Origin of the sequence: Microbacterium sp. NPDC089188 (assembly GCF_040685155.1) — a bacterium.
GTDB lineage: Bacteria > Actinomycetota > Actinomycetes > Actinomycetales > Microbacteriaceae > Microbacterium > Microbacterium galbum.
This window is the reverse complement of record NZ_JBFBHH010000003.1, coordinates 98,966-120,733: the sequence shown is the minus strand read 5'-3', so window position 1 is coordinate 120,733 and position 21,768 is coordinate 98,966. Positions and strand designations below refer to the sequence as shown.

Here is a 21,768-nt window from a genome sequence, read left to right as displayed (position 1 = left end):
GGACGCGCTCGGCGATGCCGTGTCGGATGCGACGGGAGCAGCGCCGGGCGCCGGGGTCGCGCACGCGGACAACGAGATCACCGCGAGGACCAGGAGTGAGGACGACGCGACACGCGCGCGCCTCGAGGGAGACGGGACGACGGTGCCGAGAAGGTGCTTCACGCGTTCATTATGCGTTGCGCAAGTGACGGATGGGAATATTGTGAAGGAAGAGGGGCATATGTTAGCGCCCCCCGAGCCGCCGCCGCGCCCGCCGTAGCCGCGACATCACCGGCTGATGCGCGTCGATCTCGCGCCGGACGTCGTCGCGGATGTCGGTGCGCAGCCGCTCGACGATCCGCTCCACGGCGTCCTCGATCGACCGGTCGACGTGAGCCGCCAGCTCGGCCTGCGACGCGGCGACGAAGAGAGGGAGCCCGGCGCCCTCCCGGCGCACCCACTCCGCCAGCGCGCGGTCGCGGACCAGGGCGTCGTCGCGCGCGTGCTCCGCGGCCAGACCGAACATGCTGTTGGCGTCGAGGCCGACGGCATCCGGTCGTTGCGTCCAGAAGGCAAGGGGCTCGCCCGGGAGGAAGCCGATCCCGTGCACGCGCAGGATGCGCAGGTAGAGGTCCCAGTCCTCGACGGCGTCGAGCGTCTCGTCGTACCAGCCCACCTCGGCGTGCACGGCACGGCGGTACAGCACCGCGATCGGCACCACGCGATTGATGCTCATCATCTCGGTGAGCGAGACCCGCTGCATCCCCGCCCAGAAGGGCGCGCGCCCGACCTCGACCCAGTCCCCGTCGCGCTGCTCCTCGTAGACGATCTCGGTCGGTACCGCGACGCCGGCGTCGTCGGGGTGCGCGTCGAGCCACGCGACGGTACGGGAGAGGAATTCGGGATGCCACCGGTCGTCGTCGTCGTGCAGCACGACGTGGTCGGTGTCGAGCGCGCGCACGCCCGTGTTCGCGGCGACGCAGCGACCGCCGTCGCCGTCGGCGATGTGCACGATCTCGACATCCGAGAGGCCGGATTCCGCGACCACGCGGTCGACCTCGGCGGCGACGCCGCCGTCGTTCACGACCACGACCCGCCGGTCGGCGAAGGTCTGCGCGGCGATGTCGGCGAGCGCACCGCGGAGGAATCCGGGACGGTGGCGGGTGCGGACGACGATCCCGACGCGAGCAGGCATACGTCGAAGCCTAGGGTCGCCTCGTCCGCGGTCGCGGGAGCCTCGCGGGAGGTCGATCGATCACAGCTCCGCGTGCAGCGCCCAGACGCGCTCGGCCGCGGCTGCCCAGGCGAACCCCTTCGCGCGATCACCGGCGAGCACGCGCAGACGCTCCGCCTCGTCGCCCAGGGCGAGGGCGAGGGCCTCGCCGAGTTCCTCCGGGGCCGCATAGGCCGCCGCGTCGTCGAGCACCTCGCGGTGCGCGACGGTGTCGACGGCCACGACGGGAACGGCGAGCGCGAGCGCATCGACCGCCCGCCAGGGCCAGTCGGTGCGGGCGCACGGGGCGATGAACGCCGCGGCGTGCGAGAGCACGGCCGCGCGGTCCCACCGGTCGAGCGAACCGCGCGCGTGAACGCGTGTCTCCGCCACGCCGGCCGCCGCCGCGATGTCGGCCACGCCGGGCTCCTCCCCGTCCGGCACGTCGAGCACGACCACGTCGCCGTCCCAGCCCGCCGAGACGACCGCTTCGAAGGCGTGGGCGAGGTCGTCGGAGGCGGCGACGCCTCCCGCGGTGGCGACGAACGTCGACGGCAGATCGAGGGCGCGCAGGCGCCCCACGGCATCCGAGGGCACGCGGAGTCCCGCGGCGGGAGCACCGCCGATCACGCGGACCTTCTTCACGAGCTTCGCCTTGGCCGTCTCGGCGAGCCGGTCGGCCATCGCGTGGGTCGGCACGATCACCGCGTCCGCGTGCTTCGCCACGCGCGAGAGCAGGGCCCGCGCGGCGAGGCTCTCGGTCCTCGGCAGCTCGTCGGGGGTCTCGAACGCCCGCAGGTCCCAGAGCGTCACGACGATCTGGTGCGTCTCGTTGACCCGGTCGTGCCGGACCAGCGGGGCCAGCGCCGTCGGGGAGTGGATGAGCCCCTTGCCGATCCCCGGGGCCACCCCCAACTGCCACGACGCCGCGAGTTCGCGGCGACGCACCGCCAGCCGCGTCTCGGAGCTCAGCCCCTCGATCGTCTGATCGTCGGCGAGGCCGGGGGCGGGCACGATCGCCGCGACGTCGCAGCCTCGTGGCGCCGTCGCGATGAGTGCTTCGGTGAGGGATGCCGAGGCCTCGGCGAGGTCGCGGGAGGTCGGGGCGACGAGCTGATCGAGGACGACGCGGAGGGTGACGGTCACGGCGCGGGGCTCTCCGTTTCGGTCGGCGGGTGCAGGGCGTCCTTCACCATCTGCTGCACCTGCGCGTAGTCGGGGTCGAACTCGTCGACGCCGCCCGCGGGGGTGAGCTCGAGGGTGCCGACCGTCTGGTCCTTCGCCTTGAGGGCGAGATCGACCAGTGTCGGGGCGATGAGGCTCTGCGGCAGATCGGTCTGAAGGATGTTCGTGGTCGAGGTGGCCACCTGCTGGAAATGCGCGAGCACGTTCTGGGGCGTGAACTGCGCGAGGATCGCCTCCTGCAACTCGCGCTGGCGACGCATACGGTCGAAATCGCTCGTGGTGTAACGCGAGCGGGCGTACCACTGGGCGGTGTCGCCGTCCATGTGCTGCTGACCGGGTTCGATCCATCCGAATGCCCAGTCGTCCACCGGCTGGCCGTCGTAGGCGGGTCCGCCCTTGGGCAGGCGCTCCTGGACGTTGATGTCGACCCCGCCCAGGGCGTCGATGACGTCGGCGAAGCCCTTCATGTCGATGAGCACGTAGTACGGGATCTGGATGCCCATGATGCCCTCGGCGGCGTCCTTGGTCGCCTCGATCCCGGGCTCGGAGTCGTGCGCCTCGGCCTCGGGGTAGAGGGCGTTACCGTCCTGGCAGATCTCGACCTCGGTCTTGAGCTGGTTGATGCCGCTGCCCCAGCCGCACGTCGCATTGGCGTATCCGGTGTGTCCGTCCGGGTACTTGTCCTGCATGGGCCCCGGGGCGAAGGGGAAGTGCGGCATGTCGCGCGGGATTCCGGTGATCGTCGTCGCGCCGGTGGCGGCGTTGATGGAGACCACGGAGATGCTGTCGAAACGCATCGAATCGCGACCTTCGCCGGAGTCGGCGCCGAGAAGGAGGATGTTGTAGTAGCCGTCGGACGGCGGCACGACGGGGGCCGACTGCGCGAACAGCGTCGAGAACGCGTCGCGGGTGCTCCCCGCGATCTGAGCCGCCCAGGCGGCTCCCGAACCGGTGAGCACCAGCATCCCGACGGACACGATCGCGAGGGCGACGCGCGAGAGGGGACCGACCTTGACCAGGCGGATCAGGCGCAGGGTGTCGATGGTGAGCACGACCCACAGCACGACGTAGGCGGCGATCACGACCTGCACGAGGGTCAACGGCAGGGGTCGGAACCACGACAGGAAGTCGGGGAAGAACGAGCCGGTCGCGAGGGTGAAGAGGCCGGTCGGCCACAGGATCGCCCCCAGGCCCGCCAGCACGAGCAGCGTCCACAGCGCGAGGGTGGCGCCGAGTCCGAAGCGACCGAGGCGCCGGTTGCCGGCGAGCACCTGCGCCGACCCGGGGATGAGCAGGTTCAGCACGACGAGCCACCAGCCGCGGCGGGTCATGACCTCGACCGACGACGCGTCGGGGTTGCGCAGCGGCCGCGCCTCGATCATCGGCGCGTGTGCGCGCGGGCGGGCGGGCGCTGCGAGGGTCACAGCGAGTCCTTCAGACGCCGGTTCTTCTCGTCGACCTGGGCCTCGAGGTCTCGGGCGTATGCCTCCACGCGCTCCGCGAGCTCTGCGTCGGCACTGCCGAGGATGCGGGCGGCCAACAGCCCGGCGTTCTTCGCGCCGTTGATCGACACGGTCGCGACGGGGATGCCGGCCGGCATCTGCACGATGCTGAGCAGCGAGTCCAGCCCGTCGAGGGTCGCCAGCTGCACCGGGACGCCGACCACGGGGAGGGCGGTGACGGATGCCAGCATGCCCGGCAGGTGCGCCGCTCCCCCGGCCCCGGCGATGATGGCGCGGAGCCCCCGGCCGCGCGCCTCGCGTCCGTAGCGCATGAGCTTGTCGGGGGTGCGGTGGGCGGAGACGACCTCGACCTCGTGCGGGATGCCGAACTCCGTCAGCACCGCGGAGGCGGCATCCATCACCCGCCAGTCGGAGTCGGAGCCCATGACGACGCCGACCACGGGCGTCTCGGAAGAATGCAGCGGCCGGGTCACCGCACCAGGCTAGGGGGGCTCGCTGGAAGATCGCGGAACGGCGCGCTCAGGAGTGCCGGTCGGTCGCCCATTCAGTCGAAGAAGGCCGCGGCCGCGCGGCCCTCGTACACGACGTCGTCGAGGTCGTCTCCGACGACGTTGACGTGCCCGACCTTGCGGCCCGGCCGCGGCGCCTTGCCGTAGGTGTGGATCTTGGCCGACGGGTGAGCGGCCATGGCGGCGGGGAAGCGTTCCTCGAGCGTGCCCTCCGCCGGCCCGCCCAGCACGTTGATCATCACGGTCCAGGGGGCGACGGCATCCGTCGATCCGAGGGGCAGGTCGAGGACCGCGCGCACGTGCTGCTCGAACTGGCTCGTGACGGCGCCGTCCTGCGTCCAGTGCCCGCTGTTGTGCGGACGCATGGCGAGTTCGTTGATGAGGATGCGCTCGTCGGTGGTCTCGAAGAGCTCGACGGCGAGCATGCCGGTCACCCCCAGGCCCTCCGCGACCGCGACACCGATCCCGGCGGCCGCGCGCTGCACGCGCTGGTCGGCGCGCGGGGCGGGGGCGACCACCTCGGCGCACACGCCGTCGCGCTGGACGGTCTCGACGACCGGGTAGGCGCGGACGTCGCCGGAGGGGCGACGGGCGACCTGCTGGGCGAGCTCGCGCGTGAAGTCGACGAGTTCCTCGACGAGCAGCGACCCCCCGTTGCCGTCTTCCGCGAGGGCGGCGAACCAGTCGTCGGCCTCGGTCGCGGCCGATACGACCCGCACGCCCTTACCGTCGTATCCGCCGCGGGGGGTCTTGACGACCGCGCGACCGCCATGGGCGTCGAGGAAGTCCTGGAGCGCCGCGGAGTCCGCGACGGCGGCCCAGTCGGGCTGCGGCAGGCCCAGCTCGGCCATGCGGGCGCGCATGACGAGCTTGTCCTGCGCGACGCCGAGGGGCGCGGGGCCGGGGTGCACGGCGACGCCCGCGTCGACGAGGGCGGCGAGGACGTCCTGCGGGACGTGCTCGTGGTCGAAGGTGATGACGTCGACGTCGCGCGCGAACGCGAGCACGGTCGCGGCGTCGCGGTAATCGCCGACGGCGGTTGCGGCGAGGGCCGCCGACATGCCCTCCTGCTCGGCGAGCACGCGGATCTCGACGCCCAGCTCGACCGCCGGCGCGATCATCATCCGCGCCAGCTGCCCGCCACCGACCACTCCGACTCGCAGCGCCATGCCGCTCCTTCCGTCGGCATCCATTCTGTCGGGACGTCCGCGCGCGCGCGAGCCGGGGCCGCCCCGGGGCGTCGGGAAGCGCCGACGCCGAGCCCGGCTCCGGGGGCGCGGACGCGACGCCCGGCGGCTTCGACGGGCTCCGCCACCTCCGCTCGAAGCCTGAGCCCGTCGAAGGACCGGGCCCCCTCGAGTCAGAGGCCGACGGAGCCCGAGCCGAAGGTCTGCGAATCGCGGTGGGCGAGGATCTGGTTGACCTCGACCTGATCGACCAGCGTCTCGTGCACGAGCACGGCGTGCGGGATGTTCTTCAGGCGCAGCGGGGGCTCGACGCCGTTCGACAGCGACAACGTCCCCGCACCCCAGAGGCGCTGAAGGAGGCCGCGACGCATCTGGATCGCGTAGCCCCGCACGTGGGAGATCTCGCGCTGGGTCGAGCCGAACGGCCCCGAGCGCTCGATGACGCGGCGCGTCGTGATGGTCCACGTGTGGCAGAGCCACACGAGGAACGGGATGACGACCAGCAGCAGGATGACGACCGCGGCGGCGGTCAGCAGCATCCAGTTCTCGTACGGCGCGGGGAGATTGTCGTAGAAGTAGGCGGTCGCCCCCGCGACGGCGATGAGCACGAGTGCGGACCAGAACAGCCCGCGGGCATGGGCGTGCAGCCGGGCGATGCGCAGCTCGGGCGCGTTCGTGCCCGGCGCCGGCATGCGCGGGCGCCCGATCGAGCTCGACGGCTGGGTCACCCTCTCATTGTGCGACCCCGTGGCCGACGATCGCGGCGCACACGCGGGCGGCGGTCGCGGCGGAGCAGCGCGGCACCGCGTCAGCGCACGTGCACGACATCGCCCGCGGCCACGACCGTCTCGATCGTGCCGGCGGCGACGACGAGGCGACCGTCGTCGTCGAGTCGCTCGGCGCGCCCCTGCAGCGTCGTGCCGTCCGGCATCGACACCGTCACCTCGCGCCCGACCGTCGCGCACAGCCCCTCGATGTCGCGGTGCACGCCCTCGACGTCCCCGGATGCGAGGGCGGCGAGGCTGTCGCGCAGGTGGCCGAGGTAGTCGGCCATCAAACGGTCGTCGTCGCACTCCGCCCCGATCGCCGGGAACGACGTCGCGGTCGTCACGGGGAGATCGGCGCGGGACATGCGCGTGTTGACACCCGCTCCGACCACCACCGTGTCGAACGTGCCCGGCACCGCCTCGGCCAGGATGCCGCAGATCTTGGCGCCGTCCACGAGCACGTCGTTCGGCCACTTCAGCTCGGCGCTGCCGCCGTGGCCGGTCAGCTGCGCGCGGACAGCGCGGGTCATGGCCGCCCCCGCGGCCAGCGGGATCCACCCGCGCGACGACATCGGGATGCCGGACGCGTCGACCACGACGGACACGGCGAGCGCTGTGCCCGCCGGCGCCGTCCACGTGCGGTCGAGGCGCCCCCGGCCCGCGCGCTGGTCATCGGTGACGAGCAACGAGAGGTGGGGCCAGCCGGCGGGGTCGGCGGTGACGGCGGCCACGACGTCGGCATTGGTCGAATCGGTGGTCGTCACCACCTGGACGCGGGGGCTGATGTCGGCGGTGCGGGGGTATCCGGACGCGGGGATCGGCATGTCCACACCTTAGGGAAACGGCGGCGCGGCGGCATCCGGTTGCGTGCGACGACCGACACCACCGATGGCCGGATGCCACAGCCCGCGGACGATTCGCTTGTGCGCACCCTCCAACGCCGGTGCCGGTGCGGTCGCTAGGGTGGAAAGCGTGACCGACCAGCCCGATCTCTTCACCACCGCCGGCAAGATCGCGGACCTGCGCAGCAGGTTCCAGGAGGCGGTCGTCGATGCCGAAGCCGCCGCGCGCCAGAAGCAGCACGCCAAGGGCAAGCTCACCGCCCGCGAGCGCCTCGAGATGCTGGTCGACCCGGGCTCGTTCGTCGAGCTCGACGAGTACGTGCGCCATCGCACCACCGCGTTCGGCATGGACAAGTCCCGCCCCTACGGCGACTCGGTCGTCACGGGCACCGGCACCATCCACGGCCGCACGGTCGCGGTGTACGCGCAGGACTTCTCCACCTTCGGCGGATCGCTCGGCGAGGTCGCCGGCGACAAGATCATCAAGGTGATGGAGCTCGCGCTGCGCAGCGGCATCCCGATCATCGGCGTCCTCGACTCCGGCGGCGCCCGCATCCAGGAGGGCGTCGTCGCCCTCGGCAAGTACGGCGAGATCTTCCGCCTGAACACCGCCGCCTCAGGCGTGATCCCGCAGATCTCGATCATCATGGGACCCGCCGCGGGAGGCGCGGTGTACTCCCCCGCCCTCACCGACTTCGTCATCATGGTCGACAAGACGAGCCAGATGTTCGTGACCGGCCCCGACGTCATCAAGACCGTCACCGGCGAAGACGTCGGCATGGAGGAGCTCGGCGGGGCGCTCACCCACAACACCCGCTCCGGCGTCGCGCACTACCTCGCCGACGACGAGGACGACGCGATCGACTACGCGCGCGGTCTCATCGGCTACCTGCCCGACAACAACCTCGCCGAGATCCCCGTCTACGAGACGCCGTTCGAGTTCGAGACGACGGATGCCGACCGCTCGCTGAACACGGTCATCCCCGACTCCCCCAACCAGCCGTACGACATCCACACCGTGATCGACGGGATCGTGGATGCCGGGGAGTTCCTCGAGGTGCAGCCGCTGTTCGCGCCGAACATCGTGATCGGCTTCGGGCGGATCGAGGGGCGCACCGTCGGCGTCATCGCGAACCAGCCCTCGCAGATGGCCGGGACGCTCAACATCGACGCGGGCGAGAAGGCCTCGCGCTTCGTGCGCTTCTGCGACGCGTTCTCGATCCCGATCGTCACCCTCGTCGACGTGCCCGGATACCTCCCCGGCACCGACCAGGAGTGGACCGGCGTCATCCGCCGCGGCGCCAAGCTGCTCTACGCCTATGCCGAGGCCACCGTCCCCCTCGTGACCGTGATCCTGCGCAAGGCCTACGGCGGCGCGTACATCGTGATGGGCTCCAAGCAGCTGGGCGCCGACATCAACCTCGCCTGGCCGACCGCGGAGATCGCCGTCATGGGCGGCCAGGGCGCCGTCAACATCCTCTACCGCGGCGAGATCAAGCGCGCCGAGGAGGCGGGAGAAGACGTCGCTGCGGTGCGCACGCGCCTCGCGAACGAGTACACGTACAACGTGGCATCCCCGTTCCTCGCCGCCGAGCGCGGCGAGCTCGACGGCATCATCGAGCCCGCGCAGACGCGCGTGTCGATCGCCAAGGCCCTGCGCGCGCTGCGCAACAAGCGCGCGAGCCTTCCCGCCAAGAAGCACGGGAACATCCCGCTGTGAGCGACGCGTCTGCGAACACCGGCCTGCCGCCCGTCGTGGCGGAGGTCGTGCGCGGCACACCGACCGAGGAGGAGTTGGCCGCGGCGATCGTCGTGGTCAGCGAGGCGTACGTTCGCGAGGTCGCCGAGGCCACGGCGCCCGACGACGCCCCGCGTTCGCGTTGGGAGCTGTCGGCGCGCGGCCTGCGCACCCCTCTGAACCGCGACGCGGGATGGAACGGCTTCACCGGCTGACCGTTCGGCCGGAAAGTGTCCCCCGAAATACCTACAGACGCCGCGGGACAGCTCGCGAATACTGGAGGAGCTGGAACGCATCATGCGTTCGGTCGGACCGCTCCTTCGAGCCGGATCCGGCCGCACGGACGGTTTTCGGGTAACCGTTCGTCCGGGTGGGGGGCAGGCGACATCGCCGCCCCTCACCCCTCATCCTCGGCAGCGTCGACGAATCCCCCCTCTGCGTCGGTCGGACCGGCGGATGAGGGGTGTGCCGCTGATGCGGCGCGGGCCGTCGGGTGCGCTCAGCGCGGTCGGCGGATCTCGCGCCAGAGATCGACCTCGTCGTCGTCGCCCCCGTCGCCGTCGCCCTGGGACCGGCCGACGATGGTCACCGCGACCTCGTGGTGCGGCGACGTGCGGATGATGACGCGCTGAGAGACGGACTCGTGCAGGACGGATGCCAGCTCGGTACGGATGGCGTCGAGGTCGGCGGCCCGCAGCCCCTCGAGTCCGCCCTCGTCGAACAGGCTGACGGCCGCTCCGCGGCGACGGGCAGCCTCGATCTCGACGCGCACGCCGTCATCGAGGAGACGGTTGCCGCGCAGTTCGTCGCGCAGACTCGCCTCGGCGCGGCGCGCCGCCTCCTTGTCGGCGGCACGGAGGTTGCCACCGTTCTCGATGGTGCGGGCGAGGATCGGACCCGCGGCCTGCAGGGCACGCTGGACATGCAGCCGGCGCTCGCGCTGCCGTCCGCTCTGCGACGCCTGCCATGCGGAGGCGGCCTGCTGCAGCTCGGCGAGCCGCTCGGCGTCGCGCGCGGCACGATCGAGCGCGATCGTCACCAGTTGCGCCGCGGCCACCCACATGAGGGAACCGACGAGGCCGAGGCTGAGGGCTTGAAGGGGCCCCAACCAGAGCGAGGTCGACAGGGTGAGCAGTGCCATCCCGGTCCAGGCAACGATGGGGCGACGGCGCACCATGACGATGGTCATGAGGGCGCCGATCGCTCCGATCACCCAGGTCACGAAGGGCTGGGAACGTCCGGCTTCGGTGACCGCGAGGAACGGGGCGTTCGGCACGATGACGGCGGCCATCAACGCGAGCGCGACACCCCATCCGGGGAGCTTGGCCGGCGAGGTGACCGGCGACGACGAGTCGGTGCGCTCGCGCGCACCGATGGCGAAGATCCAGAGCCAGGTGACGGGCAGGTAGAAGAGCAGAGCGGCCACGATCAGCCACCCGCGCACGACGGTCTCGGGCGAGGTCCAGATGAGTCCCCTCGCGGCGAGGTAGGCGGTGAAGGCCAGACCGATGACGGACAGCACCGAGCGGACGGTCACCAGCGGTCCCCGCTCTCCCACTCGAGGGTGACCGTCGTCCCGGCGGAGGTCGAGTCGATGTCGCTGCGTCCCCCGACGGCCGCCAGACGGGCGTTGATCGACCCGCGGATGCCGAGACGGTCATCGGGGATCGCGGCCACGTCGAAGCCGGCTCCGGTGTCGCGCACGCGCACGGCGACGCCACCGGGCGCGCTGTCCCCCGTCAGCTCGACCGTGAGCCCCTGCGCGTCGGCGTGCTGCACGGCGTTGGCGACGGCCTGCATGGCGGCGAGGACCAGGGCGCGGGCCACGCGCCCGGGGACGCGAGGCGTTCCCTCCTCCACGGCCCGGGTGACGACGAGGTCGATGCCCAGCTCGCGAGCGGCGACCTCGATGTCGTCGGCGAGGCGCAGGGCGGGAACGGGCTCGTCACTGCCCTCGAGCGAGTCCTTCTCGGCGTTGGCGAGTCGCGTCAGCGCCTCTCGTGCCATGCTGACCGCGAGCGTGCGTTCGCGCGGGCTGGAGGCGCGTTCCGCGGCGAGCAGGGCGCCGAGGACGCTGTCGTGCATCAGGGCGGCGACCGCGACGCGCTCGTGCTCCGTGGCCGCGGTCGCCGCCGCCGCCGCATAGCTCGACACGGCGACGGCGCGCGCCTGATCGACGTTGGCGGCGATCGAGCGATACATCCACCCGAGGGTCAGCAGCACGCTGCCGAGGATGAGGGCGAACGTGACGTCGAGGATGACGGGGAGCACGAAATCGGGCTGCCCGCCGGCCTGGAGCAGACGCACGACGCCGAACAGCAGCGGGGTGGCGATGGTCCACACGATCTGCAGCGCGAGGGGGAACGCGACAATCGTCGACACCGTCGCCACGTTGACGAGGTAGAAGATCCAGGGGTTCTCCGTGGGCGCCGGCGCCGGACCGCCCGCGGTCGCGAGCGGCCACAACGCGAGGGCCAGCAGGAACACCACCGCGAAGATGCCCGAGAACACCCGGGCGAAGCGCCCCACACTGCACGCGATGATCATCGCGACGAGGGGGAGGAACACCCCGAGCACCAATGGGAGGTGCCACCCCTGCGCCTCATCCCCGGGCCCGAAAGCGGCGAAGAACGCCTGCGCTCCGAGGACGAGCGAGCCCGGTCCCACGATGAGCGTGATGACGCGCTCGATGCGCGTCTGGGTGAATGTCCCCTGGTCGGCCTGGCTCTCGCGCGTGTGCGGGATGCGACCCCACGCCTCGTCGAGCACCGACCGGTCCGATTCAGCCACGGCCGACGTCATCTGGCGCATCCTGGAGGATGCCGTCTTCCATGGCGCGTCTCAGCAGGTCGACCTTGGTGGGTGCGGGTCGCCCCACCTCCACGTACTTCACGCGCACCCGGGTGATGTTCTCCTTCGCCGTGGAGTACGCCACCCCGAGCCGCTCGGCCACGGCCTTCAGCGGCAGTCCCGCCGCGTACAGGCGGAGCACCTCGCGCTCGCGAGCGGAGAGCTGCGCGTCGGCGAAGTCGCGGTCGCCCTCGACGGCGCTGGCCCATTCGACGTTGTCGAGCAGCTCGCCGCGAGCGACGGTGCTGATCGCGCCCAGCACCTCGTGCGTGGGAGAGGACTTGCTCACGATCCCGGCCGCACCCGCGGCGAGGGCTTCGCGCACCGCCCCGGCACGGTCGGCGACGCTGTGGATGATCACGCTCGAGCCGTCGCGGACGACACGGTCGACGTTCTCCGACACGGTGGTGCCGTCGCCGAGGGTGAGATCGAGCACGACGACGTCGGCCGGCGTCTCGGCCGCGCTCTGGCGCCACGTCAGGTAGGCGGCGACGTTCGCGCCCGAGAAGACGACCGTGGTGGCTTGCGTGCGCGCGAGGGCGGCCTCCAACCCGAGCCGGACCGACTCGTGGTCATCGATGAGGGCGACGCGCGTCATTCCGTCATCGTATCGGCGCTGCCCTCCGCCGCGCAGGAGGACCTTCCCCGCACGGCGCGTCCTCGCTCGCGCGCCCGCGACGCGCTTCAGCGACGGAGGACGGTGACCGCCTCGACGTGGTGCGAGTTCGGGAACAGATCGACGCCCCGGATGCCGCGATCGGCCCGATAGCCGAGCTCGGCGAAGGTCGCGAGATCGCGGGAGAGGGCCACGGGGTCGCACGCGACGTACACGACCGCGGTCGGGGCCAGGGCGGCGATGCCCTCGACGACGGCGCGACCGGCGCCGGCGCGCGGCGGATCGAGGAGCACGACGCCGCGAGAGAGACGCTCGCGTTCCCGGGCGGAGGCGCCAGCGGCGAGCGCCGCGACGAACCGGTCGACGCGCGCCGTCTCGGCACGGGCCCCGATCCACTCCGCGAGGTTCTCACCCGCATGCTCGGTGGCGCGCGGATCGCTCTCGACGCTCACCACGCGCGTTCCGCTCCCGCCCATCTCGCCGAGCGTGGCGGCGAACAGGCCCACTCCGCCGTAGAGGTCGAGGTGGGTGGCGTCGGGATCGAGTCCGCCGAGGGATGCCGTGAGCTCCGCTGAGACGAGCGAGGTCAGCGTGCGGGCGGCCAGACGGTGCACCTGCCAGAACCCGCCGGCCCCGACGCGGAACACGCGATCGCCGACGCGCTCCTCGATCACCTCGGGCTCCGAGGACGGGCGCTCCCCCTCGGGACGGGGCAGGACGCGCACGCGACCGTCGGCGGGCTGGACGAGGTCGATGCGTCCGGGGAGGGCGCGACCGGCCCGCACCTCCGACGCGGCGAGGGCGATGGCCTCGGTCGCCAGGGGAAGGTCGACGGTCTCGACGACGTGGTGCGAGCGGGCGGCGAACGCGCCGACGCGTCCGCCGTCGTCGACGTGCAGGCTCACGCGGGTGCGCCATCCCGTGCCGTCGGACGACTCGCGCTGCGCGTCGTCGCCCGCGATCGCGACCTCGACGGGGAGCTCCAGCCGACCGACGCGTTCGACCGCCTCGCGGATGACGCGCTCCTTCAGCGCCCGCTGGTGGGCGAGGGCGATGTGTCCGAATTCGGCGCCGCCGACCCGCTCGGACGGATCGACCTCGATCGCCGCCGCCTGCCACACGTGCGGCTGCCGTTCGGGCGCCGCCTCGAGCACCTCGATCGCCTCGGCCCGCCAGAACGCCTTCTTGCGGGTGTCGGTGAGTCGAGCACGGATGCGCTCGCCCGGCAGGGTGTCGGGGACGAAGACGACGCGCCCCTCGTGCCGCCCGACGAACACACCGCCGTGGGCGATGCCGGTGATGTCGAGTTCGATGAGGTCGCCGTCGTGCATCCCCCGAGCCTGTCACACGAGGCCGTGAAGCAGCCGGGCCTCGGTCTTCGCGCCGGGTGGCTTCTACAGGCTCAGCCACCTCGCCGCCCCAGGGCCCCGAGGCCGTCGAAGGGTCCGGGCCCACGCGAGCGCGGGGGCTTCGACAGGCTCGGTCGCCTCGCTGTGGCACGACGTAAGGTCTGCGGGCCTCCGCCGGGGCATCGCGTCGGTAGCGTGGACGCATGCGCGTGTGCCTGGCATCCACTTCTCCCGCCCGTCTGATGCTGCTGCGCCAGGCGGGGATCGAGCCCGAGGCGCGTGCGCCCCGGGTCGACGAGGAAGCGGTGATCGCCGAGGTCGAGGCGTCCGAGGGGCGGCGCTTGCCCGCCCCCGAGCACGTTCTGCTGCTCGCGCGCCGCAAGGCCGCCGACGTCGCCCACCGCGTCCGCGACGAGGACCCCCTCTTCGACGGCTTCGTCATCGGCGGAGACTCGATGTTCGCGCTCGACGACGAGATCCTGGGCAAGCCGTACACCGCCGATGCGGCGACGGCGCGCTGGCGCGGGATGCGCGGGCGCACGGGCGTGCTGCACTCCGGGCACAGTGTGTTCCGCCTCTCCCCCGGCCTCGAGCCGCGCGAGGCCCACGCCGTCGCCGAGGCGTCCGTGACCTTCGCCGCCGACGTCGACGACGACGAGATCGCGGCCTACGTCGCCAGCGGCGAACCGCTCCTCGTGGCGGGCGCCTTCACGGTCGACAGTCTCGGCGGTGCCTTCATCGAGCGCGTGGAGGGCGACCCCTCCACGGTGGTGGGGATGTCGCTGTCGACCGTGCGCCGCCTCGTTCGCGAGCTCGGCGGCTCCTGGACCACGCTCTGGAATCGTTCGTAGACACCCGCTCACGTTTCTCGGCGTTTCTTGTCGAGGAGTGTCAAAAGACGCGCGGTCGCCCTCGCTAGGCTGGACGAATGCCGAAGATCGCCAAGGTCCTTGTCGCCAACCGCGGCGAGATCGCCGTCCGAATCATCCGCGCCGCCCGTGATTCGGGCAAGGCCTCCGTCGCCGTCTACGCCGATCAGGACCGCGACGCCCTTCACACGCGTCTCGCCGACGAGGCGTACGCCCTGGACGGCGCCACCAGCGCCGACACCTACCTCTCGATCGAGAAGATCCTCTCGGTCGCCCGCCGCTCCGGCGCCGACGCCGTGCACCCCGGCTACGGCTTCCTCGCCGAGAACGCCGACTTCGCCCGCGCCGTCATCGGCGCCGGCCTCATCTGGATCGGGCCCTCGCCCGACGCGATCGAGGCGCTCGGCGACAAGGTCACCGCGCGACACGTCGCCGAGAAGGTCGGCGCTCCCCTAGCTCCCGGCACGCCCGGCCCCGTCTCGGGCGCCGACGAGGTCATCGCCTTCGCCGAAGAGGTGGGCCTGCCCATCGCGATCAAGGCCGCCTACGGCGGCGGAGGACGCGGGTTGAAGGTCGCGCGCGAGCTCGACGAGGTCGCCGAGATGTTCGAGTCGGCCACGCGCGAGGCGGTCGCCGCCTTCGGTCGCGGCGAGTGCTTCGTCGAGAAGTACCTCGACAAGCCGCGCCACGTCGAGACGCAGTGCCTCGCCGACTCGGCGGGCAACGTCGTCGTCGTCTCGACCCGCGACTGCTCGCTGCAGCGCCGTCACCAGAAGCTGGTGGAGGAGGCCCCGGCCCCCTTCCTCAGCGAGGAGCAGAACGCGGTGCTGTACTCGGCATCCAAGGCCATCCTCAAAGAGGTCGGCTACGTCGGAGCGGGCACCTGCGAGTTCCTCATCGGCGCCGACGGCACCATCTCATTCCTCGAGGTCAACACGCGCCTGCAGGTCGAGCACCCCGTGTCCGAGGAGGTCACCGGTATCGACCTCGTGCGCGAGCAGTTCCGCGTCGCGGAGGGTGAGGAGCTCGGCTACGACGACCCCGCCCCCGTCGGTCACTCGATCGAGTTCCGCATCAACGGCGAGGACCCCGGCCGTGGTTTCCTCCCGCAGCCCGGCCCCATCCACGTCTTCAAGACGTTCGGTGGTCCCGGCATCCGCCTCGACTCCGGTGTCACCGCCGGCGACAGCGTCTCGGGCGCCTTCGACTCGCTGCTCGCGAAGATCATCGTCACCGGTCGTGATCGCGCCGAGGCGCTCGAGCGCGCCCGCCGCGCCCTCGACGAGTTCGAGGTCGCCGGGATGCCGACGGTGCTGCCGTTCCACCGCAAGGTGGTGCGCGACCCCGCCTACACCGCCGAGGACGGCACCTTCGGCGTCTTCACCCGCTGGATCGAGACGGAGTTCGTCAACGACATCCCCGCCTGGGACGGCGAGCTCGACGCTCCCGCCGCGGAGACGGGCCGTCACACGGTGGTGGTCGAGGTCGGCGGCAAGCGCCTCGAGGTGAGCCTGCCCGACCGCATCACTGCCGCCGCCCCGCAGGCGGGTCGCCCCGCCGCCGCTCCCCCGTCGCGCCGCTCCCACGCGGCCTCGCCCGCCGCCGGGGCGACCGGCGACGCGGTCAAGTCCCCGATGCAGGCCACGATCGTCAAGGTCGCGGTCGAGGAGGGCCAGCAGGTCGTCAAGGGCGACCTCGTCGTCGTGCTCGAGGCGATGAAGATGGAGCAGCCCATCCAGGCCCACAAGGACGGGACGGTCGCCTCGATCGACGCGACCGCCGGAACGACGGTGTCCGCGGGGCACCAGCTGCTGTTGATCAGCTGAGGTTGCGTCTCGTTCGACCGGCGCCGCGCTCCTTCGGGGGCGCGGCGCCGTCGTGCGTGGGCGCCGGTGCGGAGCACCCCCACGCCCCGCGCGACGCGGAACGGCGACGGATGCCGAGAGCACGCGGCATCCGCAACACTCAGTCCTCGCCGGGATCGTCGCGGTCGACGATGTGCATCGCGCGCGCGGCGTCGGTGATGCTCGACGTCAGCGACGGGTACACCGCGAAGACGCGGGCGACCTGGTCGACCGTGAGGCGGCGCTCGACGGCGATCGCGATCGGGTAGATGAGCTCGGATGCCTTGGGGCCGACGATGACGCCGCCCATGACCGTGCCGCTGCCCTCGCGGGCGATCAGCTTGACGAAGCCGTCGGTGATGCCCTGCATCTTGGCGCGCGGGTTGGCCGAGAGCGGGAGCTTGCGCACCTTTCCGGCGATGCGCCCCTCGGTGACGTCCTGCTCGCTGAAGCCGACCGTGGCGATCTCGGGGGCGGTGAAGATGTTGGCCGTGATGCGGCGGGTCTCGAGCGGGATGACGATGTCGCCCAGCGCGTGGAAGATCGCCTGTCGCCCCTGCATCGACGCCACCGACGCGAGCGGGTAGAAGTTGGTGCAGTCGCCGGCGGCGTAGATGTTCGGCACCGAGGTGCGCGCCACGCGGTTCACGCGGATGTGTCCGGATGCCGTCATCTGCACCCCCGCCTGCTCGAGGCCGAGCCCCGCGGTGTTCGGGATGGAGCCCACCGCCATGAGGCAGTGGCTGCCCTCGATCGTGCGTCCGTCCGCCAGGGTCACGGTGACGCCGTCGCCCGTGTTCACCACCGACTCGGCGCGCGCCTTGGCCAGCAGCGTCATGCCTCCGCGCTGGAAGACGCGCTCGAGCACCGCCGCGGCATCCTGGTCCTCTCCGGGCAGCACCTGGTCGCGGCTCGAGACGAGCGTGACCTTGGCACCGAGGTTCATGTACGCCGAGGCGAACTCGGCGCCGGTGACGCCCGAGCCCACCACGATGAGGTGGGTGGGGACCGACTTCATGTTGTAGAGCTGCGTCCACGTGAGGATGCGCTCACCGTCGGGCTTGGCCGAGGGGAGCTCGCGGGGAGACGCCCCGACCGAGACGACGAGGGTCTCGGCCTCGACCCGGTCGAAATCGGTGCCGCCGGCCTCGGTCGAGACCACCACGGCGCCGTTGCCGTCGAGGCGGCCGTGCCCGGAGATGATGCGGACGCCCGCCTCGAGCAACGAGGCGCGCATGTCGTCGGACTGCTGGCGCGCGAGCGAGAGCAGACGCTGGTTGACCGCGGCGAGGTTGATCGCGACCTCGGGGGTCAGAGGCTTGCCGCGGTCGTCTTTCGCGAAGAGCTGCACGCCGAGGCTGCTCGCGTTGCGGATCGCGACGGCCGCGTCGGCCGTGGCGATGAGGGTCTTCGAGGGCACGACGTCGGTGATGACCGCCGAGCCGCCGACTCCCGCGCGCTCGACGAGGGTGACGTCGGCGCCGAGCTGAGCCGCGGAAAGGGCCGCCTCGTATCCGCCGGGGCCGCCGCCGACGATCGCCACGGACTGCTTGCGCTCGAAGCTCTGCACCATGGCATCCATTCTGTCAGCGCTGGGCGGATGCCGATGCGCCACCCAGGTCGGTCCGACACGCTGACCGCACGCGTGTGCCGTCTGGCCCGCGGGCCCCGCAGTTTCTAGAGTGGGGGAATGTCCAACAGCACATCTCACCCGCTCGACGACCCGGCGGTCGACCCCTTCGAGGTCGCCGCGGCCGCAGCGGCCGACATCGCCCGCCTCTCCGGGGTCGAGCACCACGACATCGCCGTGACCCTCGGGTCGGGCTGGGGGCGCGCCGCCGAACTCATCGGCGAGGAGACGGCGTCGTTCCCCGCCACCGAGGTCACCGGCTTCAGCAAGCCCGCGCTGGAGGGCCACGTCGGCACCCTGCGCAGCGTCCGCACCCCGGGCGGCAAGAACGTCCTCGTCATCGGAGCGCGCACCCACTACTACGAGGGCCACGGCGTGCGCCGGGTCGTGCACAGCGTCCGCACCGCGGCGGCGACCGGTGCGACCACCATGATCCTCACCAACGGCGCGGGCGGCATCCGCGAGACGTGGAAGCCCGGCCAGCCGGTGCTCATCAGCGACCACATCAACCTCACCGCCGACTCCCCCCTCGAGGGCGCGACCTTCATCGACCTCACCGACCTCTACTCGACCCGCCTGCGGGAGCTCGCGCGATCGATCGACCCGACCCTCGACGAGGGCGTCTACACGCAGTTCCGCGGGCCGCACTACGAGACGCCGGCCGAGGTGCAGATGGCCAAGACCATCGGCGGCCACATCGTGGGCATGTCCACCGCTCTCGAGGCGATCGCCGCCCGCCAGGCCGGCATGGAGATCCTCGGCTTCTCGCTCATCACGAACCTGGCCGCCGGCATCCAGAAGACCCCCCTCAGCCACGAAGAGGTGCTCGAGGCCGGCCGCGAGGCCGAGCCCGTCATCTCCGCGCTGCTCGCGCGCGTGATCGGCGCGTTGTGAACGCCCACCTCGACGCCGCGCGGGCCTGGATCGCACAGGACCCGGATGCCGTGACCCGGGCCGAGCTGGAGGACCTCGTCGCCCGCGTCGAGACGGGGGATGCCGAGGCTGCGGCGGACCTGGAGGATCGCTTCTCCACCCGCCTGGCGTTCGGGACGGCGGGACTGCGCGGCACGCTCGGCGCCGGCCCCAACCGCATGAACCGGGTGCTCGTCGCCCAGGCGGCGGCGGGATTCGCGGCGTACCTGCGCGAGCGGTCGTCGGGCACGCCGACCGTCGTGGTCGGGTACGACGGGCGTCGCAACTCGGACGTGTTCGCGCGCGACTCGGTCGAGATCTTCGCCGGCGCGGGACTGAACGCCATCCTGCTGCCCCGCCTGCTGCCCACGCCCGTGCTCGCCTTCGCCGTGCGCCACCTCGGTGCCGACGCGGGCGTCATGGTCACCGCCAGCCACAACCCGCCCGACGACAACGGCTACAAGGTCTACCTCGGCGGCGCCGACGAGGGTGCACAGATCGTCTCCCCCGCCGATGCGGAGATCGCCGCCCACATCCAGCGGATCGCCGACGAGGGCGACGTCACCGTGCTGCCCCGCTCGGTGGGCTACGCCAACGCCCCGGAGTCGGTCGTCGAGGCCTACGTCGCCGCGACCGCCGCGGTGGCGCCCGCGCCCACCGGCGCCGAGGGCCTGACCTGGGTCTACACCGCCATGCACGGCGTCGGATGGGAGACCGTCTCGCGCGTGCTCACCGAAGCCGGCTACCCCCAGCCCACGGTCGTCGAGGCGCAGATCCACCCCGACGGGCGCTTCCCGACCGTCGCGTTCCCCAACCCCGAAGAGCCCGGGGCCATGGACCTGTCGTTCGAGACCGCGCGCGCCGTCGACGCCGAGCTCGTCATCGCCAACGACCCGGATGCCGACCGCCTGGCCGTCGCGATCCCCGACGCCGACGCCGAGGGCGGGTGGCGCCGGCTCACCGGCAACGAGATCGGTCTGCTGCTGGGGTGGCGCGCGGCGCGGGCCGCGGCCGGCTCGGGCGGCTCCGATGCGGACGGTCCCGGGGCTGCGGCATCCCTCGCCTGCTCGCTCGTCTCGTCGCCCGGGCTGCAGGCGGTCGCGGAGCACTACGGTCTGGACTTCCACTCGACCCTCACGGGCTTCAAGTGGATCTCGCGGGCACCGGGCATGGTGTTCGGGTTCGAGGAGGCCCTCGGCTACCTCGTGAACCCCGGCACGGTGCGCGACAAGGACGGCATCTCCGCCGCCGTGGCGCTTCTCGGCATGGCGTCCGCGGCGCGCGCCGAGGGCCGCACGGTCGCGGACCTGCTGCAGGAGTTCCGTGAGACGTTCGGCGCGTTCGCGAGCGACCAGATCTCGATCCGCGTGAGCGACGTGAGCGAGATCGCCGGGATCATGGCATCCCTTCGCGCCCAGCCCCCGTCCGCCGTCGGCGAGGTCGCGGTGTCGCGCATCGACGACCTGCTGCAGGGCGTCGACGGCCTGCCCCCCGGAGACGTGCTGCGACTGTGGCTCGACGACGGCTCGCGCCTCATCGTGCGCCCGAGCGGAACCGAGCCCAAGCTCAAGCTGTACCTCGACGTGCGCGGTTCGTCGGCGAAGAAGGCCGCGCGGCGCCTCGCCGCGCTGCGCGCCGGCGCGGAGGAGCTGCTGGTTTCGGTGCGCTGAGGCGGCGTTCTCCTGGTTTGGGGCGCGCGATTCCGTTTGGGGCGGGGTATTCCGCGCCCCAAACGGTAGAACGCGCCCCAAACCAGATCGAGGTGTTCTCCACAGCGGCGGTTATCCACCGCGGCAACGAGCGGGGCACCACGCGAAAGTGGACTTCGCGAAGGTGGGGCGATGGATGCGGCATTCGAGCTCCCTCTCCTCCGCCGGGCTGAGCTGCTCGAGGCGGGAATCGACCGGCACGGCCTCGACGCCCGGCTTCGCGCCGGGGTCCTGGAGCGCGTGCGTCCCGGCGTCTACGTCGACCCTCAGCGAGCCGCGAGCCTTCGTCCCGAACAGTGGATGGTCGTTCGCGCCCGGGCACTCGCGCTGATGTGCAGCGAGGCGCCCGTGTTCTCCCATCAGACGGCCGCCGCACTTCACGGCCTCCCCGTGCATCCGCCCTCGGGCGAGCGCGTCCACCTGATCCTCGACGAGCATCGCCGGGGCCCGATCGCCTCAGCCGTCCGGCACCGGGGAGAACTCCAGCCGGACGAGGTCGTGGAGAGGAACGGCCTCAAGATGACCGCCCTCACCCGCACCATGGCCGATGTCGCACGTACCTCGCCCTTTGCGAACGCGGTGTGCTCGCTCGACGGCGCACTACGACAAACGGCGGGCCGAGGCAACGGAGGGTATGACGAAGACGCGGCGCACGCACTCAGAGCCGCGGCACTCGCGATCTCGATGCGGTCGGCGCACGGTCGCACAAGAGCAGCACGCGCGCTCGCATTCGCTGACGGTCGCGCGCAGCTTCCCGGGGAGAGCATCAGCCGCATCCGCCTGACCGAGCTCGGCTTCCGGTCGCTGCGTCTGCAGGTCCCGGTGGCGACGCCCACGGGAGGCTCGTACGACGTCGACTTCGGCATCGAGGACGTGAACGCCTGGGGAGAATTCGACGGGCGCGGGAAGTACGTCGATGACGGCCTCCGCGGTGGTCGGACGGCGGCCGAGGTGGTGCTCGCCGAGAAGCAACGCGAGGACTGGATACGCGGAGCCACCGGGAGGCCCGTCGTCCGCTGGGGCTGGCCCCACCTCCGCGACGCCGCGACTCTGGCCTCCCGCCTGCGGGCGTTCCACATCCCACTCCCCTGATCGCGCCCTCAACA

General features: G+C 71.9%; 19 protein-coding genes. 7 read left to right on the top strand and 12 right to left on the bottom strand.

The window, feature by feature from the left end; genetic code table 11:
- Positions 1–223: 223 nt before the first annotated feature.
- The 7 genes from AB0N80_RS10470 to AB0N80_RS10440 all read right to left on the bottom strand — a co-directional run bounded on the left by AB0N80_RS10470 (position 224) and on the right by AB0N80_RS10440 (position 7,127).
- Complete coding sequence (locus AB0N80_RS10470) at positions 224–1,174, bottom strand: glycosyltransferase (protein WP_363578697.1); 951 nt, start codon at positions 1,172–1,174, stop codon at positions 224–226.
- Positions 1,175–1,234: 60 nt separating this feature from the next.
- Positions 1,235–2,338 carry a glycosyltransferase gene (locus tag AB0N80_RS10465; RefSeq protein ID WP_363393127.1) on the bottom strand — a complete coding sequence of 368 codons (1,104 nt, stop codon included), beginning with the start codon at positions 2,336–2,338 and terminating at the stop codon, positions 1,235–1,237.
- A complete protein-coding gene (locus AB0N80_RS10460; protein ID WP_315994584.1) occupies positions 2,335–3,759 on the bottom strand; it encodes an LCP family protein in 1,425 nt (474 codons plus the stop codon). Before AB0N80_RS10460 ends, AB0N80_RS10465 begins: the two co-directional genes overlap by 4 nt.
- Before the next feature lie 38 nt (positions 3,760–3,797).
- Positions 3,798–4,265, bottom strand: a complete 468-nt coding sequence (gene purE / locus AB0N80_RS10455; RefSeq protein WP_363578936.1) for a 5-(carboxyamino)imidazole ribonucleotide mutase — start codon at positions 4,263–4,265, stop codon at positions 3,798–3,800.
- A 119-nt stretch (positions 4,266–4,384) separates the two neighbouring features.
- Positions 4,385–5,518, bottom strand: a complete 1,134-nt coding sequence (locus AB0N80_RS10450; RefSeq protein WP_363578696.1) for a 5-(carboxyamino)imidazole ribonucleotide synthase — start codon at positions 5,516–5,518, stop codon at positions 4,385–4,387.
- Positions 5,519–5,709: 191 nt separating this feature from the next.
- Entirely contained in the window at positions 5,710–6,264 is a 555-nt protein-coding gene (locus tag AB0N80_RS10445) for a PH domain-containing protein (RefSeq protein ID WP_315993347.1), read from the bottom strand.
- An 80-nt stretch (positions 6,265–6,344) separates the two neighbouring features.
- The gene (locus AB0N80_RS10440; protein ID WP_363578695.1) at positions 6,345–7,127 is read right to left on the bottom strand and encodes a biotin--[acetyl-CoA-carboxylase] ligase; all 783 of its coding nucleotides are present in this window, start codon (positions 7,125–7,127) and stop codon (positions 6,345–6,347) included.
- Between the two features lie 139 nt (positions 7,128–7,266).
- On the opposite strand from AB0N80_RS10440, the gene AB0N80_RS10435 reads away from it, so the two are divergent.
- A complete protein-coding gene (locus tag AB0N80_RS10435; RefSeq protein ID WP_315993349.1) occupies positions 7,267–8,865 on the top strand; it encodes an acyl-CoA carboxylase subunit beta in 1,599 nt (532 codons plus the stop codon).
- Positions 8,862–9,098 (top strand): acyl-CoA carboxylase subunit epsilon, encoded by a 237-nt coding sequence (locus tag AB0N80_RS10430; RefSeq protein ID WP_315993350.1) that lies wholly within the window; start codon positions 8,862–8,864, stop codon positions 9,096–9,098. Before AB0N80_RS10435 ends, AB0N80_RS10430 begins: the two co-directional genes overlap by 4 nt.
- A gap of 284 nt (positions 9,099–9,382) precedes the next feature.
- On the opposite strand, the gene AB0N80_RS10425 is transcribed toward AB0N80_RS10430, so the two are convergent.
- The 4 genes from AB0N80_RS10425 to AB0N80_RS10410 form a co-directional block, all read right to left on the bottom strand.
- On the bottom strand, positions 9,383–10,420 hold the full coding sequence (locus tag AB0N80_RS10425; RefSeq protein ID WP_315993351.1) for a hypothetical protein: 1,038 nt from the start codon (positions 10,418–10,420) through the stop codon (positions 9,383–9,385).
- The gene (locus tag AB0N80_RS10420) at positions 10,417–11,673 is read right to left on the bottom strand and encodes an ATP-binding protein (protein ID WP_363544044.1); all 1,257 of its coding nucleotides are present in this window, start codon (positions 11,671–11,673) and stop codon (positions 10,417–10,419) included. The genes AB0N80_RS10425 and AB0N80_RS10420 overlap by 4 nt, the downstream gene beginning before the upstream one ends.
- Positions 11,666–12,331: a response regulator transcription factor gene (locus AB0N80_RS10415; RefSeq protein WP_315993353.1), complete on the bottom strand. Its 666-nt coding sequence runs from the start codon at positions 12,329–12,331 to the stop codon at positions 11,666–11,668. Before AB0N80_RS10415 ends, AB0N80_RS10420 begins: the two co-directional genes overlap by 8 nt.
- A gap of 86 nt (positions 12,332–12,417) precedes the next feature.
- A complete protein-coding gene (locus tag AB0N80_RS10410) occupies positions 12,418–13,680 on the bottom strand; it encodes a TRAM domain-containing protein (protein WP_315993354.1) in 1,263 nt (420 codons plus the stop codon).
- A gap of 221 nt (positions 13,681–13,901) precedes the next feature.
- On the opposite strand from AB0N80_RS10410, the gene AB0N80_RS10405 reads away from it, so the two are divergent.
- Both AB0N80_RS10405 and AB0N80_RS10400 read left to right on the top strand, forming a co-directional pair.
- The gene (locus AB0N80_RS10405) at positions 13,902–14,549 is read left to right on the top strand and encodes a Maf family protein (RefSeq protein ID WP_363578694.1); all 648 of its coding nucleotides are present in this window, start codon (positions 13,902–13,904) and stop codon (positions 14,547–14,549) included.
- A 77-nt stretch (positions 14,550–14,626) separates the two neighbouring features.
- Positions 14,627–16,393 carry a biotin carboxylase N-terminal domain-containing protein gene (locus AB0N80_RS10400; protein ID WP_315993356.1) on the top strand — a complete coding sequence of 589 codons (1,767 nt, stop codon included), beginning with the start codon at positions 14,627–14,629 and terminating at the stop codon, positions 16,391–16,393.
- 139 nt (positions 16,394–16,532) lie between these two features.
- Here the strand turns inward: AB0N80_RS10400 and AB0N80_RS10395 are convergent, their stop codons facing one another.
- A complete protein-coding gene (locus AB0N80_RS10395) occupies positions 16,533–17,993 on the bottom strand; it encodes an NAD(P)H-quinone dehydrogenase (RefSeq protein ID WP_315993357.1) in 1,461 nt (486 codons plus the stop codon).
- A 108-nt stretch (positions 17,994–18,101) separates the two neighbouring features.
- Here AB0N80_RS10395 and AB0N80_RS10390 point away from each other — a divergent pair, with 108 nt between their 5' ends.
- From AB0N80_RS10390 to AB0N80_RS10380, 3 genes are all read left to right on the top strand, one after another.
- Positions 18,102–18,935, top strand: coding sequence for a purine-nucleoside phosphorylase (locus tag AB0N80_RS10390; RefSeq protein WP_363578693.1), 834 nt, complete (start codon positions 18,102–18,104; stop codon positions 18,933–18,935).
- Positions 18,932–20,623: a phospho-sugar mutase gene (locus tag AB0N80_RS10385; RefSeq protein WP_363578692.1), complete on the top strand. Its 1,692-nt coding sequence runs from the start codon at positions 18,932–18,934 to the stop codon at positions 20,621–20,623. The genes AB0N80_RS10390 and AB0N80_RS10385 overlap by 4 nt, the downstream gene beginning before the upstream one ends.
- Positions 20,624–20,794: 171 nt before the next feature.
- On the top strand, positions 20,795–21,754 hold the full coding sequence (locus AB0N80_RS10380) for a type IV toxin-antitoxin system AbiEi family antitoxin domain-containing protein (RefSeq protein WP_363578691.1): 960 nt from the start codon (positions 20,795–20,797) through the stop codon (positions 21,752–21,754).
- The last annotated feature ends 14 nt before the right edge of the window (positions 21,755–21,768 follow it).